Origin of the sequence: Faecalibacterium sp. IP-1-18 (genome assembly GCF_023347355.1) — a bacterium.
Classification (GTDB): Bacteria; Bacillota; Clostridia; order Oscillospirales; family Ruminococcaceae; genus Faecalibacterium; species Faecalibacterium prausnitzii.
Genome location: NZ_CP094472.1, coordinates 825,720 through 844,719, shown reverse-complemented (window position 1 = coordinate 844,719; position 19,000 = coordinate 825,720). Strand labels below are relative to the sequence as shown.

Below are 19,000 nucleotides of genomic sequence, written 5' to 3'. Positions count from 1 at the left end.
CATTCAATAAATACGTATACCCTGCTGAAAAGCATGATATAACAATAAATAAAGGAGATTTTGTACATGAAACTGAAAAAACTTTTAGCTTTCGGACTCGCACTTGTGATGTGCCTTGCTATGGCAGCTTGCGGCGCGAACCCTGACGAGAAACCGGAGGAATCCACCTCTCAGACCGATGCAGAGCCGGTCTCAATCACTGTCACCGAGAATTGGGACTTTTCTGTAGGCTTCTATCCTGTCATCACGCCTATGGTATCCAGCACTTACGGTGCCGGATTCTGGAGTCGTAATTTTTACAACACTCTGGTAAGCTACGATGATAACGGGAAGATTCAGGGCGAGTTGGCTGAAACCTGGGAAATCAGTGATGACGGCAAGACTTACACCTTCCATCTGCGTGATGGTGTCAAATTTTCTGACGGTACTCCTCTGACTTCCGAGGCAGTAAAGATGACCCTTGAAGCAGTAGTAACCAATCTGGGGCCCCAGAATGGTGCCTTCGGTAAGCTCACTACTTTGTTTGACAAGCTGGAAACCCCGGATGAAAAAACCTTTGTAATGACTTTGAAGACCCCTTATTACGCTGCTCTTGACAATCTGACCATGGCGCTGCCTTTTGGTATTGTGAATCCCGCAGCCTTTGAAGGCGGCGTAGAAAAGGCTTACGAGAATTGCGTGAGTGCAACTATGGGTACTGGTCCCTATATGTTTGACCGGGTCGAGGAAGATACCTATACCTTTATCCGCAATCCCTACTACTGGGGCGAAGCTCCTGAAGTGGACGAGTTCAAGGTCAAAGTGATTCCTGATAATGCTGCAAAAATTCTTGCTCTGCGCAACGGCGAAATCGATGCGATTCTCGGCTCCAGCAGACTTAGCGCAGAAGGCTACACGGAAATTTCCCAGGATGCCGCTTTCGGTCATGCCATGGATGACAGCACCAACCAAACTCGTTATCTGGGTATGAACCTGAATAAGGCTCCCTTTAATGATCCTCTTGTAAGGGAAGCAATATCCTACGCTGTTAATCAGCAGGAGTTGGAAACCTCTGTTTTCGATGGCCTGGAGACTGCTGCCGAAACCCTCTTTACGAATGAAAAGCCCAACTGCGGTGTGGAGGTTAAGACCTATCCTACCGACATGGAAAAGGCAAAGCAGCTCATGAAGGAAGCCGGCTATGAGGATACCAATGATGACGGTATCCTGGAGAAGGACGGAACTTCTCTCGCCATTCATTTCAACTATTCTCAGAGCCTTGCAAGTGTTGACAATGCAGTTCTTTCTATTGCAGCTTCTCTTAAAGAACTCGGCTTCGATGTTACTATTGATGCAGTAGACATGAACACCTGGTATGGAGCCTTGATGGCTGGCGAATATGATCTGACCTTCTACAATACTGCTGGCGGTTCCTTTGACCCTGCAACAGATATGAGCAATATGGCTCCTGGCGCTATGGGTGATCCGATCCTCTGCCAGTTCTCTGCTTTCTTTGAGAATCCTGAAATTTTCGCAGAATTGGACTCCACTTCTGATTCTCAGCGTGTGCAGGAAATCTATGGAATGATTCTGAATGGTATTGCAGATCAGAATCTTCTGGTGCCTGTAACCGGCACTCACGATCTGGCTCTGTGGAATACTGATAAGATAACTGGCTATGACTTCTACACAGATGCCAGCTACGTAGACATTGCATCTGTTCATGTGAAATAATGTCCAGCAGTGTGGCTGAGGCGGTTACAAAAGAAAGACTTCATTCTTCAGGAGAAGACTATCTAAAAGCCATATTTATTCTTGAAGCGCAACATGGTTCAGTTCGTTCAGTAGAGGTTGCTGAGTACATGAATGTATCTAAAGCGAGCGTTAATCACGCAGTTAGGCACACGCGAAATCAGGCACATTATTTTGAATAATCAGGTTGTCAACTCATTCAGGGCGCTCCATTCACTCAAACACACCGTGCCAAAATCACACAAAAATATTGCCATACATATGGTAGATCACATTAGAAGATTGGGCGTTTTCCCAGCTAACTACGCATTAGATTTAGGCGAATTTATTGACAGCAACGGTAATTCGTATATAGACATTGTAGAGTTAAATCCCATATCATGTTCTATGTGCTATGTAAATAATAGCATCTATGCTGATGTGGTTCCTGAGATTGGCGAATGTCAGCGCCAACTAATGATGGGTGCTGAGTTTTGCTACGATGCCATCGCAAATCCAAAGGATTACGATATGCTGAGAATATCCAATAAGAGTTATACTTATACTTCGGATAACCAATACGCTCTTTTATAGTTTGCATATCATAGAGGGTTTTAGAGCAATTCTGGAAGTGACGCTTGTTTCTTTCTCTGTGTTAAATCTCCGATAGAGTGAGTCCTTCTGGGAGGTCCATCATGAACCTCCCCTGGGTTCAGCAAATGGGGGGCTGTTGCACAAGCCCCAACAAAAAGACCAGAGTTATTTAGCCAAAAGGCTTTACAGCTCTGGTCTTTTGCTTTAACGTTAACAGTGCAAAAATGAAACGGATAAAGCAAGAACAGCATATCGAAATTGAGGAGAAAAGTCAACAGTTAAAATTTCGAATGCAGACAGAAATTCAAATCGACAAACATCATGCGCTCTGTCAGGCAAGCGACCAGCTTGAGGAACTGGACTATACAAAATTGTATTTCGCTTATTCGGGAATCCGAAAATCGCAGATCGAGCCGCGTGTGTTATTCAAAGTGCTGGTATGCGCCTACATATATGCAAAGGAAACACGGACAGAAGTACGAGAAGGTCGTTGCGGATTCCGGTTATGAAAGTCTTGCCACTACCGCTGGCTCGAAGAAAATGGGCAGACCGCTTTCATTAAGCCTAACAATTACGAATCTGGTCAGAAGCATTCCTTTAAGGCTCAGATCGGCAGAATGGAAAACATGGGCTACTACAAACCGGATGACTGCTTTATCTGCAAGAATGGCAGACATCTGGACTATGTTTCAAAATATACTTCTCACGCCAAAGATGGTACAGAGCGAGAAATCTCTGTTTACCGTTGTGAAGACTGCTCGGATTGTCCTTACCGTTCTGTCTGCTGCAAGGCAAAAGAGGAGAACAGAAGAAAAGAGATTTCCGTCTGCTGGGAATTCCAGAAAATGCGCCAGCAGTCTTACCGGAATATTACCACCGAAGAGGGAAAACTGCTTCGGTGCAACCGTTCCATCCAGGTGGAAGGAGCTTTCGGACAGCTCAAGCACAACCGCAGCTTCAAACGCTTCCTGACCGGTGGGAATATTAAGGTTCTGGCAGAACTGCTCTTTCTGGGGCTTTCTCAGAACATTGCACATTTCGTTTCCAAGTGCAACAGCAGCTTACAGAAACAGCATCTCATCCAGCCAAAAGCCTACCTGAAATTCTGATTTTCTGAAAATCGAAAAAGCAGACTCTTCCAAAGACTTCTAAAAGTCGGAAGGGTCTATTTTTGCTGACTGAGTTTTCAACATTTTACTCGTTTGACGCTTGTTTTCCACATTTTTACGCCGAGAGATATATAAAAAGGGCTGCTGCACTGGCTTTCTTCCTTGTGCAACAGCCCCTTTAAGAAGGTGAATTACGCTTTCCACAGACTGTGGAGGTTGCAGTAGGCGTAGACCGCCTCGACCTCATCGCCCTCGCAGAGAGCGAAGCAGACCTCCGGCTTTTCGCCGGGATGCAGTTCCTTACGCTGATTGCCCTGCTTGGTCTGGAGAGATACCCATTCAATGTAGTGCTCCGGCAGCATGGGGTGCTCCACAGAGCCGACCTTGACATGGACGATGCCGTTTTCCACCGTCCAGACAGGGACGTGCTTTTCCACGGCGGCATCGGTGGTGCCGGGAACGATCTCGCTCATCGGCTCGCCGCAGCAGACAACAGGGACGCCTGCGTCCTTAACTTTGGCAATGATGTTACCGCAATGCTTGCAAATGTAAAACTTCTGCTCCATGATAATTCTCCTTTTCTTTCTTTAATAGTTTTCTGCGTGAATTTCAAAATAGCTCTGGGGATGGTTGCAGGTGGGGCAAACCTCCGGAGCCTTCTCGCCCACGACGATGTGACCGCAGTTGCGGCACTCCCACACCTTGACCTCGCTCTTGGCGAAGACCTCCGCCATCTCCACATTGTGCAGCAGGGCACGGTAGCGCTCCTCGTGATGCTTTTCAATGGCGGCGACCAGGCGGAAACGCTGAGCCAGCTCATGGAAACCTTCCTCATCGGCAGTTTTGGCAAAGCCATCGTACATATCCGTCCACTCGTAGTTCTCACCCTCAGCGGCGGAGAGAAGGTTTTCTGCGGTGTCGCCAATGCCGTTCAGTTCTTTGAACCACAGCTTGGCGTGTTCCTTCTCATTATCAGCGGTTTTGAGGAACAGTGCCGCGATCTGCTCAAAGCCTTCCTTCTTGGCCTTGGATGCAAAATAGGTGTACTTGTTGCGTGCCTCGGACTCGCCGGCAAAGGCAGCCATCAGGTTTTTTTCGGTTTGAGTTCCTGCGTATTTCGTCTCTTTCATGGTGGATACTCCTTCCTGCTTTTCTGCTTTTATTGTAGCAAATCTATGATTTTATTCCGTGACGAAGTCACATTCCTTTTTATTTTAGACGATTTAGTCTGTTCTTATCCCGCAGCGTGATTGCACCACGCTTCAGCTCCACCAGTCCGTCCTCCGAGAAGCTTTTGAGCATCCGTGCCACTGCCTCCCGTGCCGAGCTGATGTGCTGGGCGATCTGCTCATGGGTCATACGTATCGTGTCGGAGCCGGTACGTTCCGCTTCGGCAAAGAGAAATTCTGCCAGCCGCTGATCCAGCCCCTTGAACATGATCTGCTGCATCGCCCACATCACATCAGAAAACCGTTTCGTTGTCAGTTCATAGAGAAAACAGCGGACATGGAGATTTTTCTCCTTGAGTGCAGCAATGACATTTGCAGGGATAATCAGAACGTCCGTATCCCTTCCGGCAGTCATTTGCGTATCAAAGGTGATCTGACTGATCACGCAGGAGGCGGAAAGCACGCATAGTTCGCCCGGATACAGGCGGAACAGCGTTACCTCCCGCCCCTCATCAGAGAGAAGATAGGTGCGGATCTCGCCGGAAAGAATAAACAGCATTCCGAGACATTCATTGTCGCTACTGTGAACGAACGCACCCTTTTTATAATGACGAACAAAGGCACTTCGGCGTAGTGTGTCCATTTCGCGTTCGGTCAAGGATGACCAGAACGGAAGTTGTGTCAGTGTGCGTTCCATATCAATGGCAGCTATGCTTGCCGCAGCCGTGGTCACCGCAGGAGTGACCAGCCTCGCCGTGCTCATGGTCATGGTGGTCACAGTGAACATTGGGATCGTAGCCCAAACTTCCGTTGAGCAATGCGCTCACCGCCGCGTCAGCGTCCCCGCTGACACCGCCGTAGAGCTTGATGCCCGCTTCGGCGAGTGCTGCCTGCGCACCGCCGCCGATGCCTCCGCAAACCAAAGTGTCCACACCGTGCTGCATTAGGAAGCCTGCCAGTGCGCCGTGACCACTGCCGTTGGTGTCAACGACTTTCGCATGAGTGATTTTGCCGTCCACAGCTTCATAAAGCTTGAACTGCTCGGTGTGACCGAAGTGCTGAAAGATTTGACCGTTTTCATAGGCAACTGCAATTTTCATAATAGAATCTCCTTTGCAAGTTTTGCCTGATTTTTCCATGTTGGCTCACTGCATCCGGCAGCAACGGCTGCAGTGAGATGCCTCCTGTCCTCCGCAGATGCGGTAGTTTCCCCCGGTGATGTGCAGCGGTTTCCCGTGAACAAGACACGCTGCGATCTTGCTCCGTGCGCTTTCGTAAATCTCCTGCACGGTAGAGCGGGAAATGTCCATTTGAGCGGCACACTGCTCGTGGGTTTGCTGCTCCAAGTCAACCAGCCGAATGACCTCGTATTCGTCTAGCGTCAGCAGGATCGGCTCGGTATTCTCGCACCCGTTGGGACAGAATGTATCGACCTGTGGTACGCCACAAATTTGACGGCACCGTGGCGGTCTTGGCATGGGAGCTTTCCTCCCTTTGTATTCGGTATATTCCGATTGTAGCACTTTGAGCAGAAAAAAGCAATTTTTTTCAAAAGCTGCTACATTTTCCGTCCTCATATGTGTGCCGGCTGATATTCGGAGTCGAATGCTACATGTGAGCCTTGTTCGTAATGCCCACCGATCATGACCGTAGCGGCAGTCACAGCATCCACATGAAAGCGTTCCCGGTAATGCTTGCATTTTCGTAAAAAAACGTTATAATTGAATCAGTTAAATCAAAGGAGGTATCAAATCATGAAATCACATAAATACTGGTCCTTAGGCGCACTTTTCTGTATGTTTGGATGCATTTATTCTGGAATCAAAAAATCTATGACTGCGCATAAATACTTTGCCTATTCTTCATTGCTTTGTATGGGTATGTCCATTTATTCCGGTCACAAACTGGTTTCTCCAAAGAAGAAAAAAATCACTAAATCAAATAATAGTGAGAATAGTTAAACAAAAAATTTCCTTTATTCATCAAGTCAAAACCACCGGCTGAGCCGGTGGCTTGAGTAAGCCCTAGAAGGGCATAATACTAGCAAAGCCCCTTAAGGGGCCACGAATGGGTCTGCCAACTGCATTCCTGTCTCGTGGCAGGCCCCTCAAGGGGCCCTTTTATTTACGCCTTAGTTTCCTTGCTACCCGTAAACGGGTCCACGAACTCCTTAAGGCTCAACTGATCGGCAATCTGGTCCTGTTGCAGTTGATTTTTAATGTACTCTTGGATTTTCTTTTTGTTCTTTCCTACCGTATCCACGAAGTATCCCCTGGCCCAGAAATGCCGATTGCCATACTTGTACTTCAGATTTGCATGTCTGTCGAAAATCATGAGACTGCTCTTTCCCTTGAGATATCCCATGACATAGGAAATGCTGTACTTCGGCGAAAAACTTATCAGCATATGGATATGGTCAGGGCAGGCCTCCGCTTCAATGATTTCAATACCTTTTTGTTCGCACAACTGGCGCAGTATCTGCCCTATATCCTTTTTGATCTGACCGTAAATTACCATTCTCCGATATTTCGGTGCAAACACTACATGGTATTGACATCTCCACGTGGTATGGCTTAAACTATCTACGTCTTTGTTATCTTTCATTTCAAAGATAAACCTCCCTGTTCCTAGAATGTGGTTGGCAAACCCACACTCTATTCTACGGGGAGGTTTCTCTTTGTCTAGGGCTAAAGCCGTTTTTATTCCACCAGCAAAGCTGGTGGTTGTCGCTCGCTCAAGCTACCCAAGACAAAGTTGCTGGAGAATTTTTTTCTCCAGCAACTTTCTTTCATAGAGAAAACGCTGGGAGAGATCTCCCAGCGCAAGCAGCCCTAATCACAGTACCGACGTGTGCCAAGCCAAAGTGGACCCAGTACCCACAACCAAGGCAGTGAAAACGTTCTCGTCACTTTTAATACCGTAAGCACCAGCGTTAAAGCATACAAGAGGCTCATTGTAATTATTTCGGAACGGTCAGGTTTCTTATCCATACGCAGACCACCTCGAAAATCCGGTCACATCTGCGAAATAGTATAAAAGTCAGTATGCTTCATCCGGTTCGGTAGGTGCTGCGGTAATATCGCGGTAGAAAGTGGCCCATGCAGCTTCCTCATAGGGGCGTACAAAAAAGAAGCCAATGCTCAATGGAATTGTCAGCAGAAGAACAAGAGAAATCGCCATAGCCTCTGAACCGGTGAAATATTTGAGAACCAGAAAACCCCCGGCATACAGTGGCAACGAACAGAGCAACTCCCAGCCAATGAAGCTGAAATCCAGACAGAACAGCCGCCATTTGTTGCCATTCATGATCCGCCGGGATTCTGTGATCGCTTCATTTGCGGTCAGCGAAGGATGTTCGGACATGATGTAAGGTGTCATCGCATAGCTGTATGTTTTCACGATTCCCGGAATCACCAACAGCAGCGACCAGAGGGCGATGTACAGACCCTGCAGGAATTTCATGCAGAAGCCATCCCACAGACGGTCTTTCTGAGAGAACAAGTCCGAGATGGCAGCATCATTTCCATCTACAAGGTTCAGATTAAAATGAGCATATCCCAGTTGAACTGCACCGCCCACGATCAGTTGGAGGATTGCCCACAGACCAATGCCGACAAGCAAAACAGCAAGCAGCCGACCGCCGTTTGGCTGGGCGAACAGGTTAAAATGAATGTCCTTTGCCTGATTGGAATTGGAAACGACACTGTTGGAACTGCTCACAATGGTAGCACCGAGCGCACTGGCGGCAATACCTGTCAGAACAGCAGTTTTCCATTTTCCGCGCAGAGCATCGAGAGCGAGCATACGATAGTCGGCAGATATTTTCATAAAAGCAACCTCCTGTCTGAAAATGGCAAGTATGTGTGAAAAGGAATATGATATGCCACTTTAATTTAGATACGTTTGAAACGCTGAAAAAATTGCAGCATGAATGAAAAAGAGGCTGTTGCACCGGCTTTTATCCGTGTGCAACAGCCCCTTCCTTTACTTCAGCAGCTTGTCCAGTTCATCATATTGCATTACTGGAGCTTTGCAAGGATTTCTTCAGTCGTCATACCGCTGGCAAGCAGCTTCTTCAGCACATCTTCTGCTTCGCCCTTCTTTGCTTCTTCTGCTGCTTTTGCTTCGGCGGCAGCTTTTTTGTTTTCGGCTTTGGCAAGTTCCTTGGTGGCGGCTTTCAATTCTGCTTTCTTGGCTTTCAGCTGCGTTTTCAGATCATCGAGATTTGCAGTCAGCGTAGCAACCTCAGATTCGATTTTTTCCTTTTCAGCGGTCTTTTCTGCAACGACGGCTGCATAATCAACGCTGGCCTTTACAGTACGAGCCTTATTCTTGCTTCCCTTGGGTCTTGCCATAATAATTTCCTCCCATAAAGTGAAATAATTTGATCCTTACAAGTATATTTCCAAATAGTCAGAATTGCAATAGGTAACATGAGCCGTTTTCTACTGCCAATGCAAATCTTATTCGGTATGCCCGAAGATCGTCGCAAATGTATTCCTTCAATGGTAACAATCATGGAGATTAGTGTTTATCTGGAGATTACCAAAGGATAAATAGAAGCAGTATTAAAGCCGTTCACCACGCAGATTTTCCAGCGTGGCGAACGGCTTTTTTGCTGCCCCTATATTTACAGGTAGGAGGAATCGAAGAAGTCTTTTAATGTAATTCCTAAACCCTGACAAATTCTTTCAATCGTCTCTACGCTTAACTGCCCTCCCCGACGGGCGGTGGTTTGAATCGTGGAGTACGATATTCCGCATTTCTTTGCCAACACACACAGATTCATATCACGCGCTTGCATCAAATCCTGAACACGCTTGATCGTATCCACGAAAACTCCTCCCATCTTTTTAGTTCAAAACTTTTCCAACAACCTCGAATCTTTGCTCTGGAGATATAAGGATCGGCGAATATTTGGTGTTAAGAGAAACCAAAACCGGTTGGTTATGCACCACGCCATAGCTGTCGGTAAGGAACTCTGCTTGGGATTTGTCTGGGGTATGTTCATCGTATTTTTTCAGATATCCACAGTCATCATATACGAATATCCCGATATCCCCGCATTTAAGTTCTTCGCAGCGCTTCACCCATACGATTTGTCCGTTATGATAACGTGGCTCCATACTATCACCGCTAACGTATATCCCGAACTCGGCACCAGCCGGAACGCTACTGGCAGGCACTTGTATCTGCTGGAACATTTCACCCTCAAGAAAAGCTCCTAGACCTGCCGATACTGGCAACTCTGATACAGGCATCATTATGTAGTCGATTTCCGCGGGCTCTTCTGCGTCTAGCTGGTAGCGCCGGGATGCAATCAAGTCCATTTCGTACTCAGCGACTTTTTTTTGCCCGATGTCATTTAGAAGGGCGGGTTTCTGAAAGTTCTTTGTAAAGTAGGAAGGACCCTCCTTGATGTTCAATGCGTAGCAGATTGCAACTAGTTGATAGATGCTAGGAGTGGTATAGCCTTTTTCCCATTTGCTGATTCCTTTATCACTGACATCGACGCCATAGTGACGGAGAAGTTCAGAGAAAGCTACAAGTGAATAGCCATTCCTTTTTCGTGTGCCTGCGAGAATCTGACCAACCTCATTGCTATCCCTCGCAGCGACTGCATCATAGCGCACTGTGGATGGGGCTATGTGTATTTTGGTGAGCGTGGTTTTCTTTTTCATAACAAGAACACTCCTTTGTGATCCGGTAGCTCTATTATAGTATAGAAAATACAGGAAATCAATAAGAAATCTCTAAAATAGCGACAAATGCGTAATTGACATCTCCATAAAGTAGGTATATAATCGAATCAAATCCACGAATAACAGCTTTTTGGTGTTGATTCTGGACCGAAATCGTATTTGTTCGGTGTTTTTAAGAGGTGATATTATGAGAAAAGAAAACGTAAGATGCCCGATGTGCGGAACCATGAACTATGATGTAGATCTTGATGCAACCGATGGCTAGACAAAATGCCGTCTGTGCAAAGCAGTAACCTGCTCTATGGATGAGTGGAAAAAGCATACAGTGTCCGTTCCTCTGTTAAACGAAAAACAGTTCGTGGCACGCAGTATGACTCGCAAGTAATGCACGCTGCATTCTGATAAATCTGCAAAAAGGAGGAATTCTGATGTGTGGTGATTACAACCTTCGCCGTGAGAAAAGATACGTCGAAGTGGATGTTCGTTTTACTCCTGACGGCAAGATCCGTCCTCTTGCCATAAACTATGACAAGACTCGCACTTATGGAATTGATCGTGTCTTGGCAGTCAAGCACGGTACATCACGTTTTGGCGTGAAAGGACATTGCTTCACCTGCCTGATTTGCGGGCAGAAGCGGAATCTTTGGCTTGAAAAGGGCAAGTGGTTCGTGGAAGCCTACTGTGCCACATCAGAAGGTAGGGCTTCATAATGGCAAGATACTTATCGCGTGCAGAACTTTCGTACATAGCAGGCAAATATATTGAAATGTACTATGCACTCTTCGGAATAAGCAAAAATGACCCCGCTCCTATTAACCCAGAGCAGTTTGCAAATTCTGTTCTTGGACTGAACCTGAAGATGTTGCCGCTGTGTAGCGATGGTCACATCCTTGGATTAACGGTTTTCCAGAGATGTAGCTTCACAGCAACCCTTGAGGATGGAACAAAGCTTGTTGAAGTATTTATGCCAAGGGATATCGTAATCGATTCTGCTCTTGCGGCAGACAGATGCACTGGATGCCGGAATTTCACAATAGCGCATGAAGCAGCACATCAGATTTTGGCTGATCTGTTTCCGAACGACTACGGAAAAGCAGTCAAGTGCCGTGGGCACATTGCCTATCGGGAGAGAAACGGAAATGCCTCGTGGGAAGAATGGCAGGCGGATACCCTTGCAGCAGAGCTGCTGATGCCAACATTTCTGATCAATGCCGAAATAGAACGTGTATCGTTGACTCTGCCAAATGGGATTCTGTACAAATCAGTGTCTGACCCTAACTATGAAAAAATTCTGGAGATGGCTCGACGGATTGGGGTTTCTTGGTCTGCAATCAGGATCAGACTGCAGCAGATGCAGGTTATAAAAGGAAAACCCATCCACTGCCATCCATTGGACATCATGCGATTTGGAGAATGAATATGATTCAGTTAAAGAACCGTCCCTTTGCCGGTAAAGCACCGACTACTACACAGCAGGCAGAATTTAGCATAGGCTGGAGATTTTGCCCTGTTTGTGGAAATAAGTTATACCAAAAAATCGAGGGGTGTTCAGGTATACTACAAGTTAAGTGCAATAGATGCAAAGAAACCCTGAGACTTGATCTGGCATTTAGATGCCGGTGATTTTCCAGTCATTTTAACAAATACGGGTGCATTGCACCCTGAATATGGACTGTTCGCTCCGAGCAACGGGCCATTGCCGCAAGGCAATGTATGAAACGTGCTCCAAATAGCCGGGCAACAGCTGATTGAGAGATTTTCTTTGAAGATCCCTCAGTTGGTTGTTGTCCGGCTATTTTTTTAGCCTTCAGGAAGCCTGCTCCCGTAAAAAGGAGCAGGCTTTATGTTTGTCCCTTTTTCGTGGATGCCCCAAGCGGCTAGATATCCGTAGCAACTCCGAGTTTTCGACTTCTCACGCTTTATCGAAAATTTGGAGGTCACACATGAGCTTTGATCCGAATGCTATTGGTAACCGTATTTTTACTTTGCGTACAAATGCGAAGTTATCGCAGGAAAAACTTGCTGAAAAACTTGGTGTTTCCCATCGACACCTCGGCGATCTTGAAAGGGGAAGCTCCAATGGCTCTGTAAAAATCCTGATCGATATTGCAGAATACTTCCATGTCAGTATGGATTATCTTCTTTTGGGTCGAGATCCTTCTAGGGATCAGTTTCAAAATGAACTGCAAGCCGCTATAGATCATCTTGAAAAAATCAAAGGTCTTTTATAATCACTTCAACAAGAAACGCTCCTGCCAGTTTTACACCGGCAAGAGCGTTTCTTGTGTTATTCAAAAATATCGGCAAGGGTAAGCAGCTGTACTTCTCCGCGTTCCTGTGCCTGAAGTAGTCCGTCCGTAAATCCGCCTTTCGAGAAAATGTAGTAGTGGTAGTTTGTTCCTTTCCCAAAGACTGCTGCATACTCCCGAATCAGTTCCAGTTCGTCCAAACCGATTTTTTCATTACGGTATTCTCATATCGTTTATTTAACTTCCGAAGTTCCTCATCGCGGCAGTAAAATCGGCTCATTTTGTTCCCTCCCCAAAGTGTATTTATCGAATTTATATACTCGTAAGTTAGTTTCTTACGAGTATAATACTTCATTTCTTACATAAAGTCAGGAAATATATTTTTGACGGCTCATCGAGAAACAGGAACGATACTTCCTATTTTCCTCAAAAATTGTGAACTCTGAGTTCCTGTTCATTTCGTTCCGCATCGGTTACAATACAGCCATAGCTTCGGCAAGCGTTCAAAGCAGCCCTCAAGCTATCCCGCCCCTTGAAAATTGAACACGCATTCTTCAGTCACGTTCCTGTGATGATGAGCCACGTCCGTAACAAATGCGATGATCTCCCACTGAGGGAATGAGCGGTAGGTTGACGGTAAATGGATGACAGCTTCTCCATAGCTAAGAGCCATCACAGAATAATGATACTTCTGCCTTCGGGCAGCTCGGTGAGAACCACGGAGAGGTGAGAACCCTATGGATTCGGTACGCTGCCGGACGGCTGAAAGATTTCCCACACGAAAACTGAGTTTTCGTTTTCCGGGGGTGTCGGGGACAAGTACGGAAAAGTCTATAACTATAAATCACAGCATTTATGCTGTTTGAGATAGTAGGGTGGGCTGTGCGAGCAGCCCACTGTTACATATACGGATAGAGAGGAGAAATCTAAATTGGCAACACGAGGCAAAAAAGAGAAAGAGTATCCGCCTATGCCCGCAAACTGGATGTACAAGCGCGGGGATGTCTACATGATGGATCTGAATCCTTACAGCGGTTCCGAGCAAGGTGGCGTCCGACCTGCCATTGTTGTCCAGAACGATGACGGTAATTTTTATTCCAATGTTCTTCTGGTCGTTCCGCTGACAACACAAATCAAAAAGCGAAATATGCCAACGCATTTTATTCTGCACAATCGTTTTTTGAGTGCGCCATCTATGGCGATTTGCGAAAGCCCGCGCCCCGCAGATAAATCCAGAGTGTTAAGCTACCTTGGGCACCTGTCCAAATATGAAATGCGGCAAGTGTCAGTGTGTCTGCAATACAGCTTTGGGTTCATTGGATACAAGTCATTCCGAAAATACCTTACGGCTCCTCCGCAGGAGGATGTTCTCGCCGCTGCAAAAGAGCTGCTCTCCCAGCAGTTTCAAAATCTTCGTGTGCTGAACAGTCAGCCCCCTGCTCTCGCCAAGCACACAAAAGGCGATTTACATAGCATTGAGCAGATATCGGAAAGGATGCTCTCCACCCCGACAGAATCTTCTGTTGAGTTCATGGTCGCAGAACTGGATGATGCGCTTCAATCGCTTATGTTCCGCTGGAATATCTGTTATGAACGGTATTCCAGTTTCCGCTTATCTGATAACGAAAAGAAGAAAATCGGTTTGATTATCCAATCAGGAATTGATTTTCTGCAAAAGAAGAAGGAGGTTCCTTTATGATGAACGCAGTTGTAAAACCTTACCATGAGATGTGCCTGAACAGCAGCGAACTGATCGTGCCGCGCGACACTTATCAGCGTGCTCTTCACCCCGCTCGTGTTGCCCGCATCGCAAAAGAATTTGACGAGCGGGTTGCCAATGAGCCGAAGATCAGCTTCCGGGATGGTCACTACTATGTGATGGACGGACAGAACACCATCGCTGCACGGAAATTTCTGAACGGCGGCGAAGATTTGCAGATTCGCTGCAAGGTTTATTTTGGTATGACAGAACGAGAAGAAGCCCTCCTGTTTGCACAGCAGACAGGCATTTCGGAACGGCTGAGTGCAGGACAGAAGCTCCGTGCCCTGATTTTTGCAGGGGAGCCTGCTGCCGTTGCATTCCAGCAGGCCACCGAATTGGCTGGCGTTCATCTTTCTTTTGAAGAAGGCCGAGGCAAGCAGCGGATCAGCTGCATTGCAACCGCCTATCATGAATTCATCCGGCTGGGTCCGGAACTGTATATCGAATCCCTTGATGCTTTGCTGAATGCGTGGAACGGAGAACCCGATTCCATGAGTTCCGCAAACCTGCTCGGCATTTGCCGCTTTGTAGAACTGTATCACTCCGAATACAACAAAGGCCGTCTGATTGCCAAACTGCGGCAGGTCGATGCATTCACGATTTTTCGCCTTGCACGAACCGCAGGCGTAAGCCTTCCCGGCAAGACGAAGTACCTTCAGCAGGTCTATACTATTTATAATGGTGGCAGCCGCCGGGCTGCATTGCCGCTCAAGTTTTAACTTTAAGTATATTTAACGAGGTATTATCCAATGATTATCCATGAAGACCCTTCGCCCAACTCAGTTTCCTCCCCTGTTTCCACAGCAAAGGACAGCCGCTGCTATACCGTAGAAGACCTGATGGAAATGCTGCTCCTGAGCCGTCCCACTGTCTACCGTCTACTGAAGCAGAACGAATTCCGCTGGTTCAAGGTAAGCGGCGCTTACCGTATTTCCAAAGCCAGCTTTGAAGCATGGCTCAATGATGGCACTGTTGAACGCAATCCTGCTGTTTTACATCCTCAACATTTCAAGCGAAATCTGCTATTCTTTAGCCGGGATGAGAAATCCCGGCTAAACTTTTACATAGATAGAGAGGTGTCTTTCATGGATGATATGCGGAATACTTCGGCTCCCTTATACGGAAAAGCTGAACCTGCCACTACCAAAACCACCATGTCGGTTCGTGAGATGCGGCAGCTTCTCGGCCTTGGCAAAACAGACAGCTATTGGCTGCTTCATAAGAATCTCTTTGAAGTCATTCTGATAAACGAAAAAAGGCGTATCGTTATTTCCAGCTTTGAGAAATGGTATACCAATCAGGTCAAATATCATAAGGTCAATGGCCCGCCACCGGGCGAGGAACTTTGCAAACGATCCTATTCCGTTCCTGATGCCGCCGAGATATTGAAGGTGAAACCCGAAACGATCTATACACTCATCCGACAGGGCAAGTTGAAAACAGAAACGACAGACTTCTGTATGAGGATTCCCAAAGAGGAATTTGAGCGGTGGTACCGGTCACAAAGCCGCTACCGCACAGCAGCTGACCGGGAGCGTGACCGGGAGATTGAAGCGCAAACCATCTCCATCCCGGAAATGGCAAAACTACTCGGTATCCCACGCAAGAATGTTTATGGGATTCTTGATTGCAAAAAATACCGAGATTGTTTCGTCATTGAGCGCATGGCCGACAGGCCGCGCATTACCAAAAAAAGTTTTAAGGCATGGCTTAAAAGCCAATCTACATACCAACTTCAAAAACCGAAAAAAGAAACGCATGAGGAGCCGCCGCTAAAACTGCAATGTCCCAAGAATGGGAAATACTACAGTTTTCAGGAAATTCAGGCTTTCTACGGGATCAGCCGCCCAACACTTGACTCGTGGGTTCTCAAAGAAGGAATTCCAACGATGAAGTTGGGAAGGGTAAAACGCATCCAAAAAGATGCTTTCGATGAAGTTCTGAAGTCCAAACGTAAAGTAGAGGAGGATGTATAATGGCCAGCATCGTCAAACGCAATAACAGCTACTGCGTTGTCTATACCTACAAACACGCTGATGGAACGCAAAAGCAGAAATGGGAAACCTTTACCGACCTTGCAGATGCCAAAAACCGTAAGAAAGAGGTCGAATACAAAGAATCCGTTGGTACCTTTGTGGCACCCCAGTGCCGAACTCTAAAAGACCTGCTTACAGAATACGTTGCCCTGTACGGAAAAACCAAATGGGCACTCTCAACCTACCAATCAAACAATGCTCTGATCTCAAACTACATAATACCGCTTATCGGCTCAATGAAGCTGCAAGATCTCACCACCCGCGTAATTGAGGGATATTATCAGCGGCTGCTCAAATACGAAGCAGTTGACCCTATGTGTGGAAAGCGTCAGCATCAATACGTTTCTCCCGGCACGGTTCGTTCGGTTCACAAAATTTTGAGAAGTGCCTTTGAGCAGGCTGTAAAGTGGGAACTTATGGAAAAGAATCCCTGTATTTATGCCACCTTGCCCAAATACACTGCAAAGAAGCGTGATATCTGGACTGCCGAGACCCTGTTCCATGCCTTAGAAGTCTGTGATGATCCACGGCTCCGGCTTTGCATCAACCTCTCCTTCTCTTGTTCCCTGCGCTTAGGGGAATTGCTCGGTCTGACATGGGATTGTGTGGATATCTCCCCCGAAAGCATTGAAGCCGGGCGAGCCTCCATTTACATAAATAAGGAATTGCAGCGTGTAGATATTGCTTCGCTGAACGCCTTGGAAAATAAAAATGTCATCACTCGTTTTCCCTCGCTGAGTTCCCGCTGCACCACGGTCCAGGTTCTGAAAAGCCCTAAAACAGACAGCAGTATCCGAACCATTTTTCTCCCCAAAACAGTTGCTGAAATGCTTGTCCACTATAAAGCCGAGCAGGACATGACAAAGGACGCACTGGGTGCAGAGTATGCAGACTATAATCTCGTGGTTGCCGGCCCGCTGGGAATGCCGACCGAACAATCCACCATTAACGGTGCATTGAAGCAGCTGATTGAGGAAAACGATCTCCCCAAAGTGGTTTTCCACAGCTTCCGACACTCCAGCATTACATACAAGCTCAAGCTGAACGGCGGCGATATCAAAGCCGTGCAGGGCGATTCCGGTCATGCACAGGCTTCGATGGTCACCGAGCAGTACGCACACATTCTGGATGATGATCGGCGTTTGAACGCACAACGATTCGACGATTTCTTCTATCAGCATCATGGTGCAGAGCCTGAAGTCCTCCCTCGCGCAGAGCAATCCACTCCCAAAGCCAGTCCCGTCGATACAGATGCGGCAGCAGCTCTTGCTAAACTGCTGGCTGACCCCTCTATGGCTACACTCATTAAAAATCTTGCAAAGAACCTATAAGCCTCTATACATAAACAGCGGCAGTTTTCCGTATATGGAAAACTGCCGCTATCTGTTTTTGAAATGAACCCCAAAAGTTAGACAAAAATTGAATTAAGCAGCTCCAACGGTCTGAATCCTGTACTGTACAGGGCTCAGACCGTTTAGTTTTAATTTGATTCGGCGATTGTTATAATAGTCGATGTAATCGACAATAGCCTTTTCGAGCTGGTCAATGGAATCAAATTTTTCCAGATAGAACAGCTCCGTCTTGAGCAGTCCGAAGAAGTTCTCGGCAACAGCATTGTCCAGACAAGTGGCTTTCCGAGACATACTTTGCGTAATTCCTTTTGCTTTCAGTAGATTCTGGTAGGACTTCATCTGGTATTGCCAGCCCTGATCCGAATGCAGAATCAGATTGTCAACCTTGTCCGGCAGCGTTTGAAAAGCACCTTCCAGCATATCCGTGATTTGCTTAAAGTTCGGATGGCGGCTCAGATTGTAGCTGACAACTTCGCCATTGAACAAATCAAGAATTGGAGACAGGTAGAGTTTCTGGTCGTTCACTTTGAACTCGGTAACATCTGTGACCCATTTCCGATTCGGCTGGTTTGTCTTGAAATGCCGTTCCAGCAGGTTTGGAGCTACTTCTCCAACTTCGCCTTTGTAAGAACTGTACTTCCTTTTTGCACGAACCTGACAGACTAAACCAAGCTGCTTCATGAGTTTCCGAACCGTCTTGTGGTTCACACAAATATCGTTGTTATGCAGTTCTTTTGTGATTCTGCGGTATCCGTATCGTTTTTTGTTCTCGTTGAAGATTATAACAATCTGTTCCTTTACCATCTGGTATTTGGCAGGATTCTGAGACTGGTGCAGATAGTAGTAGAACGTGCTGCGAGGAAGTCCGGCAAGTTGCAGCAGTGCTTTCAGAGGGTATTTCTGCCTTAGTTCCTGAACTACTTGTGCTTTCTGTTTTGGCGTTCCTCTTCCAGCACCAAGGCATTCAATTTTTTTAAGTAGTCGATTTCCATCCGAAGTCGCTGATTTTCTGCAATAAGATCTTCTTCTACTTGCTTATCCAGCTTTGGCTTCCGACCTTTCTGCGTCCCACTGGCGGCACAGGCTCGTCCTCGACGCTCTAACAGAAGTGCTTCTTCTCCTTCCTCCCAATAAATGCGCTCCCAGTCCCTGAGTGTACGGTCCGAAATGCCATATTCTCTGGACGCTCCCTTAAAGCTCAGGTTTTCTCTGTGGATTCGTTTAATGATTTCTACCTTCTGCGTTCCGTTGTACTTTCGTTGTCCCTTTGGCATACAAAAACACCCCATTTCCTAAACAGTATACCATACTGTCTAA

General features: G+C 46.7%; 24 protein-coding genes. 11 read left to right on the top strand and 13 right to left on the bottom strand.

Annotated elements, in window-relative coordinates; all coding sequences use genetic code 11:
* Positions 1-66 precede the first annotated feature (66 nt).
* From MTP43_RS04000 to MTP43_RS03990, 3 genes are all read left to right on the top strand, one after another.
* Complete coding sequence (locus tag MTP43_RS04000) at positions 67-1,713, top strand: ABC transporter substrate-binding protein (protein ID WP_113621378.1); 1,647 nt, start codon at positions 67-69, stop codon at positions 1,711-1,713.
* On the top strand, positions 1,713-1,913 hold the full coding sequence (locus MTP43_RS03995) for a hypothetical protein (protein ID WP_098924533.1): 201 nt from the start codon (positions 1,713-1,715) through the stop codon (positions 1,911-1,913). Before MTP43_RS04000 ends, MTP43_RS03995 begins: the two co-directional genes overlap by 1 nt.
* A gap of 1,008 nt (positions 1,914-2,921) precedes the next feature.
* Positions 2,922-3,413 carry a transposase gene (locus MTP43_RS03990; RefSeq protein WP_112090689.1) on the top strand — a complete coding sequence of 164 codons (492 nt, stop codon included), beginning with the start codon at positions 2,922-2,924 and terminating at the stop codon, positions 3,411-3,413.
* 191 nt (positions 3,414-3,604) lie between these two features.
* On the opposite strand, the gene MTP43_RS03985 is transcribed toward MTP43_RS03990, so the two are convergent.
* The 5 genes from MTP43_RS03985 to MTP43_RS14480 form a co-directional block, all read right to left on the bottom strand.
* Positions 3,605-3,979, bottom strand: a complete 375-nt coding sequence (locus MTP43_RS03985) for a desulfoferrodoxin family protein (protein WP_005946408.1) — start codon at positions 3,977-3,979, stop codon at positions 3,605-3,607.
* A gap of 21 nt (positions 3,980-4,000) precedes the next feature.
* Positions 4,001-4,543, bottom strand: a complete 543-nt coding sequence (gene rbr / locus MTP43_RS03980; protein ID WP_005946411.1) for a rubrerythrin — start codon at positions 4,541-4,543, stop codon at positions 4,001-4,003.
* A gap of 79 nt (positions 4,544-4,622) precedes the next feature.
* Positions 4,623-5,225 (bottom strand): Crp/Fnr family transcriptional regulator, encoded by a 603-nt coding sequence (locus MTP43_RS03975; protein ID WP_256466422.1) that lies wholly within the window; start codon positions 5,223-5,225, stop codon positions 4,623-4,625.
* A gap of 55 nt (positions 5,226-5,280) precedes the next feature.
* Complete coding sequence (locus tag MTP43_RS14485; protein ID WP_112090687.1) at positions 5,281-5,682, bottom strand: NifB/NifX family molybdenum-iron cluster-binding protein; 402 nt, start codon at positions 5,680-5,682, stop codon at positions 5,281-5,283.
* 45 nt (positions 5,683-5,727) lie between these two features.
* Positions 5,728-6,060, bottom strand: a complete 333-nt coding sequence (locus tag MTP43_RS14480; RefSeq protein WP_173016327.1) for a DUF134 domain-containing protein — start codon at positions 6,058-6,060, stop codon at positions 5,728-5,730.
* Between the two features lie 276 nt (positions 6,061-6,336).
* On the opposite strand from MTP43_RS14480, the gene MTP43_RS03965 reads away from it, so the two are divergent.
* Positions 6,337-6,543 (top strand): DUF6219 family protein, encoded by a 207-nt coding sequence (locus tag MTP43_RS03965; RefSeq protein ID WP_112090685.1) that lies wholly within the window; start codon positions 6,337-6,339, stop codon positions 6,541-6,543.
* Positions 6,544-6,706: 163 nt separating this feature from the next.
* Here the strand turns inward: MTP43_RS03965 and tnpA are convergent, their stop codons facing one another.
* The 5 genes from tnpA to MTP43_RS03940 form a co-directional block, all read right to left on the bottom strand.
* On the bottom strand, positions 6,707-7,186 hold the full coding sequence (gene tnpA / locus MTP43_RS03960) for an IS200/IS605 family transposase (protein WP_055185423.1): 480 nt from the start codon (positions 7,184-7,186) through the stop codon (positions 6,707-6,709).
* 435 nt (positions 7,187-7,621) lie between these two features.
* On the bottom strand, positions 7,622-8,410 hold the full coding sequence (locus tag MTP43_RS03955) for a DUF975 family protein (protein ID WP_112090684.1): 789 nt from the start codon (positions 8,408-8,410) through the stop codon (positions 7,622-7,624).
* Positions 8,411-8,601: 191 nt separating this feature from the next.
* On the bottom strand, positions 8,602-8,937 hold the full coding sequence (locus MTP43_RS03950; protein WP_249235102.1) for a hypothetical protein: 336 nt from the start codon (positions 8,935-8,937) through the stop codon (positions 8,602-8,604).
* 275 nt (positions 8,938-9,212) lie between these two features.
* Positions 9,213-9,416 (bottom strand): helix-turn-helix domain-containing protein, encoded by a 204-nt coding sequence (locus MTP43_RS03945; protein ID WP_242888864.1) that lies wholly within the window; start codon positions 9,414-9,416, stop codon positions 9,213-9,215.
* 19 nt (positions 9,417-9,435) lie between these two features.
* Positions 9,436-10,263: an XRE family transcriptional regulator gene (locus MTP43_RS03940; protein ID WP_249235101.1), complete on the bottom strand. Its 828-nt coding sequence runs from the start codon at positions 10,261-10,263 to the stop codon at positions 9,436-9,438.
* A 449-nt stretch (positions 10,264-10,712) separates the two neighbouring features.
* Between MTP43_RS03940 and MTP43_RS03935 the strand changes: the two genes are divergently transcribed.
* From MTP43_RS03935 to MTP43_RS03925, 3 genes are all read left to right on the top strand, one after another.
* Positions 10,713-10,994, top strand: coding sequence for a hypothetical protein (locus tag MTP43_RS03935; RefSeq protein ID WP_005928337.1), 282 nt, complete (start codon positions 10,713-10,715; stop codon positions 10,992-10,994).
* Positions 10,994-11,701 (top strand): ImmA/IrrE family metallo-endopeptidase, encoded by a 708-nt coding sequence (locus MTP43_RS03930; protein WP_173016293.1) that lies wholly within the window; start codon positions 10,994-10,996, stop codon positions 11,699-11,701. Before MTP43_RS03935 ends, MTP43_RS03930 begins: the two co-directional genes overlap by 1 nt.
* A 526-nt stretch (positions 11,702-12,227) precedes the next feature.
* A complete protein-coding gene (locus MTP43_RS03925; RefSeq protein WP_005928332.1) occupies positions 12,228-12,515 on the top strand; it encodes a helix-turn-helix domain-containing protein in 288 nt (95 codons plus the stop codon).
* Positions 12,516-12,571: 56 nt separating this feature from the next.
* Here the strand turns inward: MTP43_RS03925 and MTP43_RS03920 are convergent, their stop codons facing one another.
* The gene (locus MTP43_RS03920; protein WP_005946444.1) at positions 12,572-12,733 is read right to left on the bottom strand and encodes a hypothetical protein; all 162 of its coding nucleotides are present in this window, start codon (positions 12,731-12,733) and stop codon (positions 12,572-12,574) included.
* Between the two features lie 731 nt (positions 12,734-13,464).
* On the opposite strand from MTP43_RS03920, the gene MTP43_RS03915 reads away from it, so the two are divergent.
* From MTP43_RS03915 to MTP43_RS03900, 4 genes are read left to right on the top strand one after another with little or no spacing between them, the layout of a single operon-like run.
* A complete protein-coding gene (locus tag MTP43_RS03915) occupies positions 13,465-14,232 on the top strand; it encodes a type II toxin-antitoxin system PemK/MazF family toxin (RefSeq protein ID WP_242983479.1) in 768 nt (255 codons plus the stop codon).
* The gene (locus MTP43_RS03910) at positions 14,229-15,014 is read left to right on the top strand and encodes a DUF6551 family protein (RefSeq protein WP_117527689.1); all 786 of its coding nucleotides are present in this window, start codon (positions 14,229-14,231) and stop codon (positions 15,012-15,014) included. The genes MTP43_RS03915 and MTP43_RS03910 overlap by 4 nt, the downstream gene beginning before the upstream one ends.
* Before the next feature lie 30 nt (positions 15,015-15,044).
* Positions 15,045-16,271: a helix-turn-helix domain-containing protein gene (locus MTP43_RS03905; RefSeq protein ID WP_249235100.1), complete on the top strand. Its 1,227-nt coding sequence runs from the start codon at positions 15,045-15,047 to the stop codon at positions 16,269-16,271.
* The gene (locus tag MTP43_RS03900; protein WP_117527687.1) at positions 16,271-17,662 is read left to right on the top strand and encodes a tyrosine-type recombinase/integrase; all 1,392 of its coding nucleotides are present in this window, start codon (positions 16,271-16,273) and stop codon (positions 17,660-17,662) included. Before MTP43_RS03905 ends, MTP43_RS03900 begins: the two co-directional genes overlap by 1 nt.
* 93 nt (positions 17,663-17,755) lie before the next feature.
* On the opposite strand, the gene MTP43_RS03895 is transcribed toward MTP43_RS03900, so the two are convergent.
* Together MTP43_RS03895 and MTP43_RS03890 are read right to left on the bottom strand one after the other, a co-directional pair.
* Positions 17,756-18,652, bottom strand: a complete 897-nt coding sequence (locus tag MTP43_RS03895; protein ID WP_117527685.1) for an IS3 family transposase — start codon at positions 18,650-18,652, stop codon at positions 17,756-17,758.
* A complete protein-coding gene (locus tag MTP43_RS03890; protein WP_173016547.1) occupies positions 18,601-18,957 on the bottom strand; it encodes a helix-turn-helix domain-containing protein in 357 nt (118 codons plus the stop codon). The genes MTP43_RS03895 and MTP43_RS03890 overlap by 52 nt, the downstream gene beginning before the upstream one ends.
* Between the last annotated feature and the right edge of the window lie 43 nt (positions 18,958-19,000).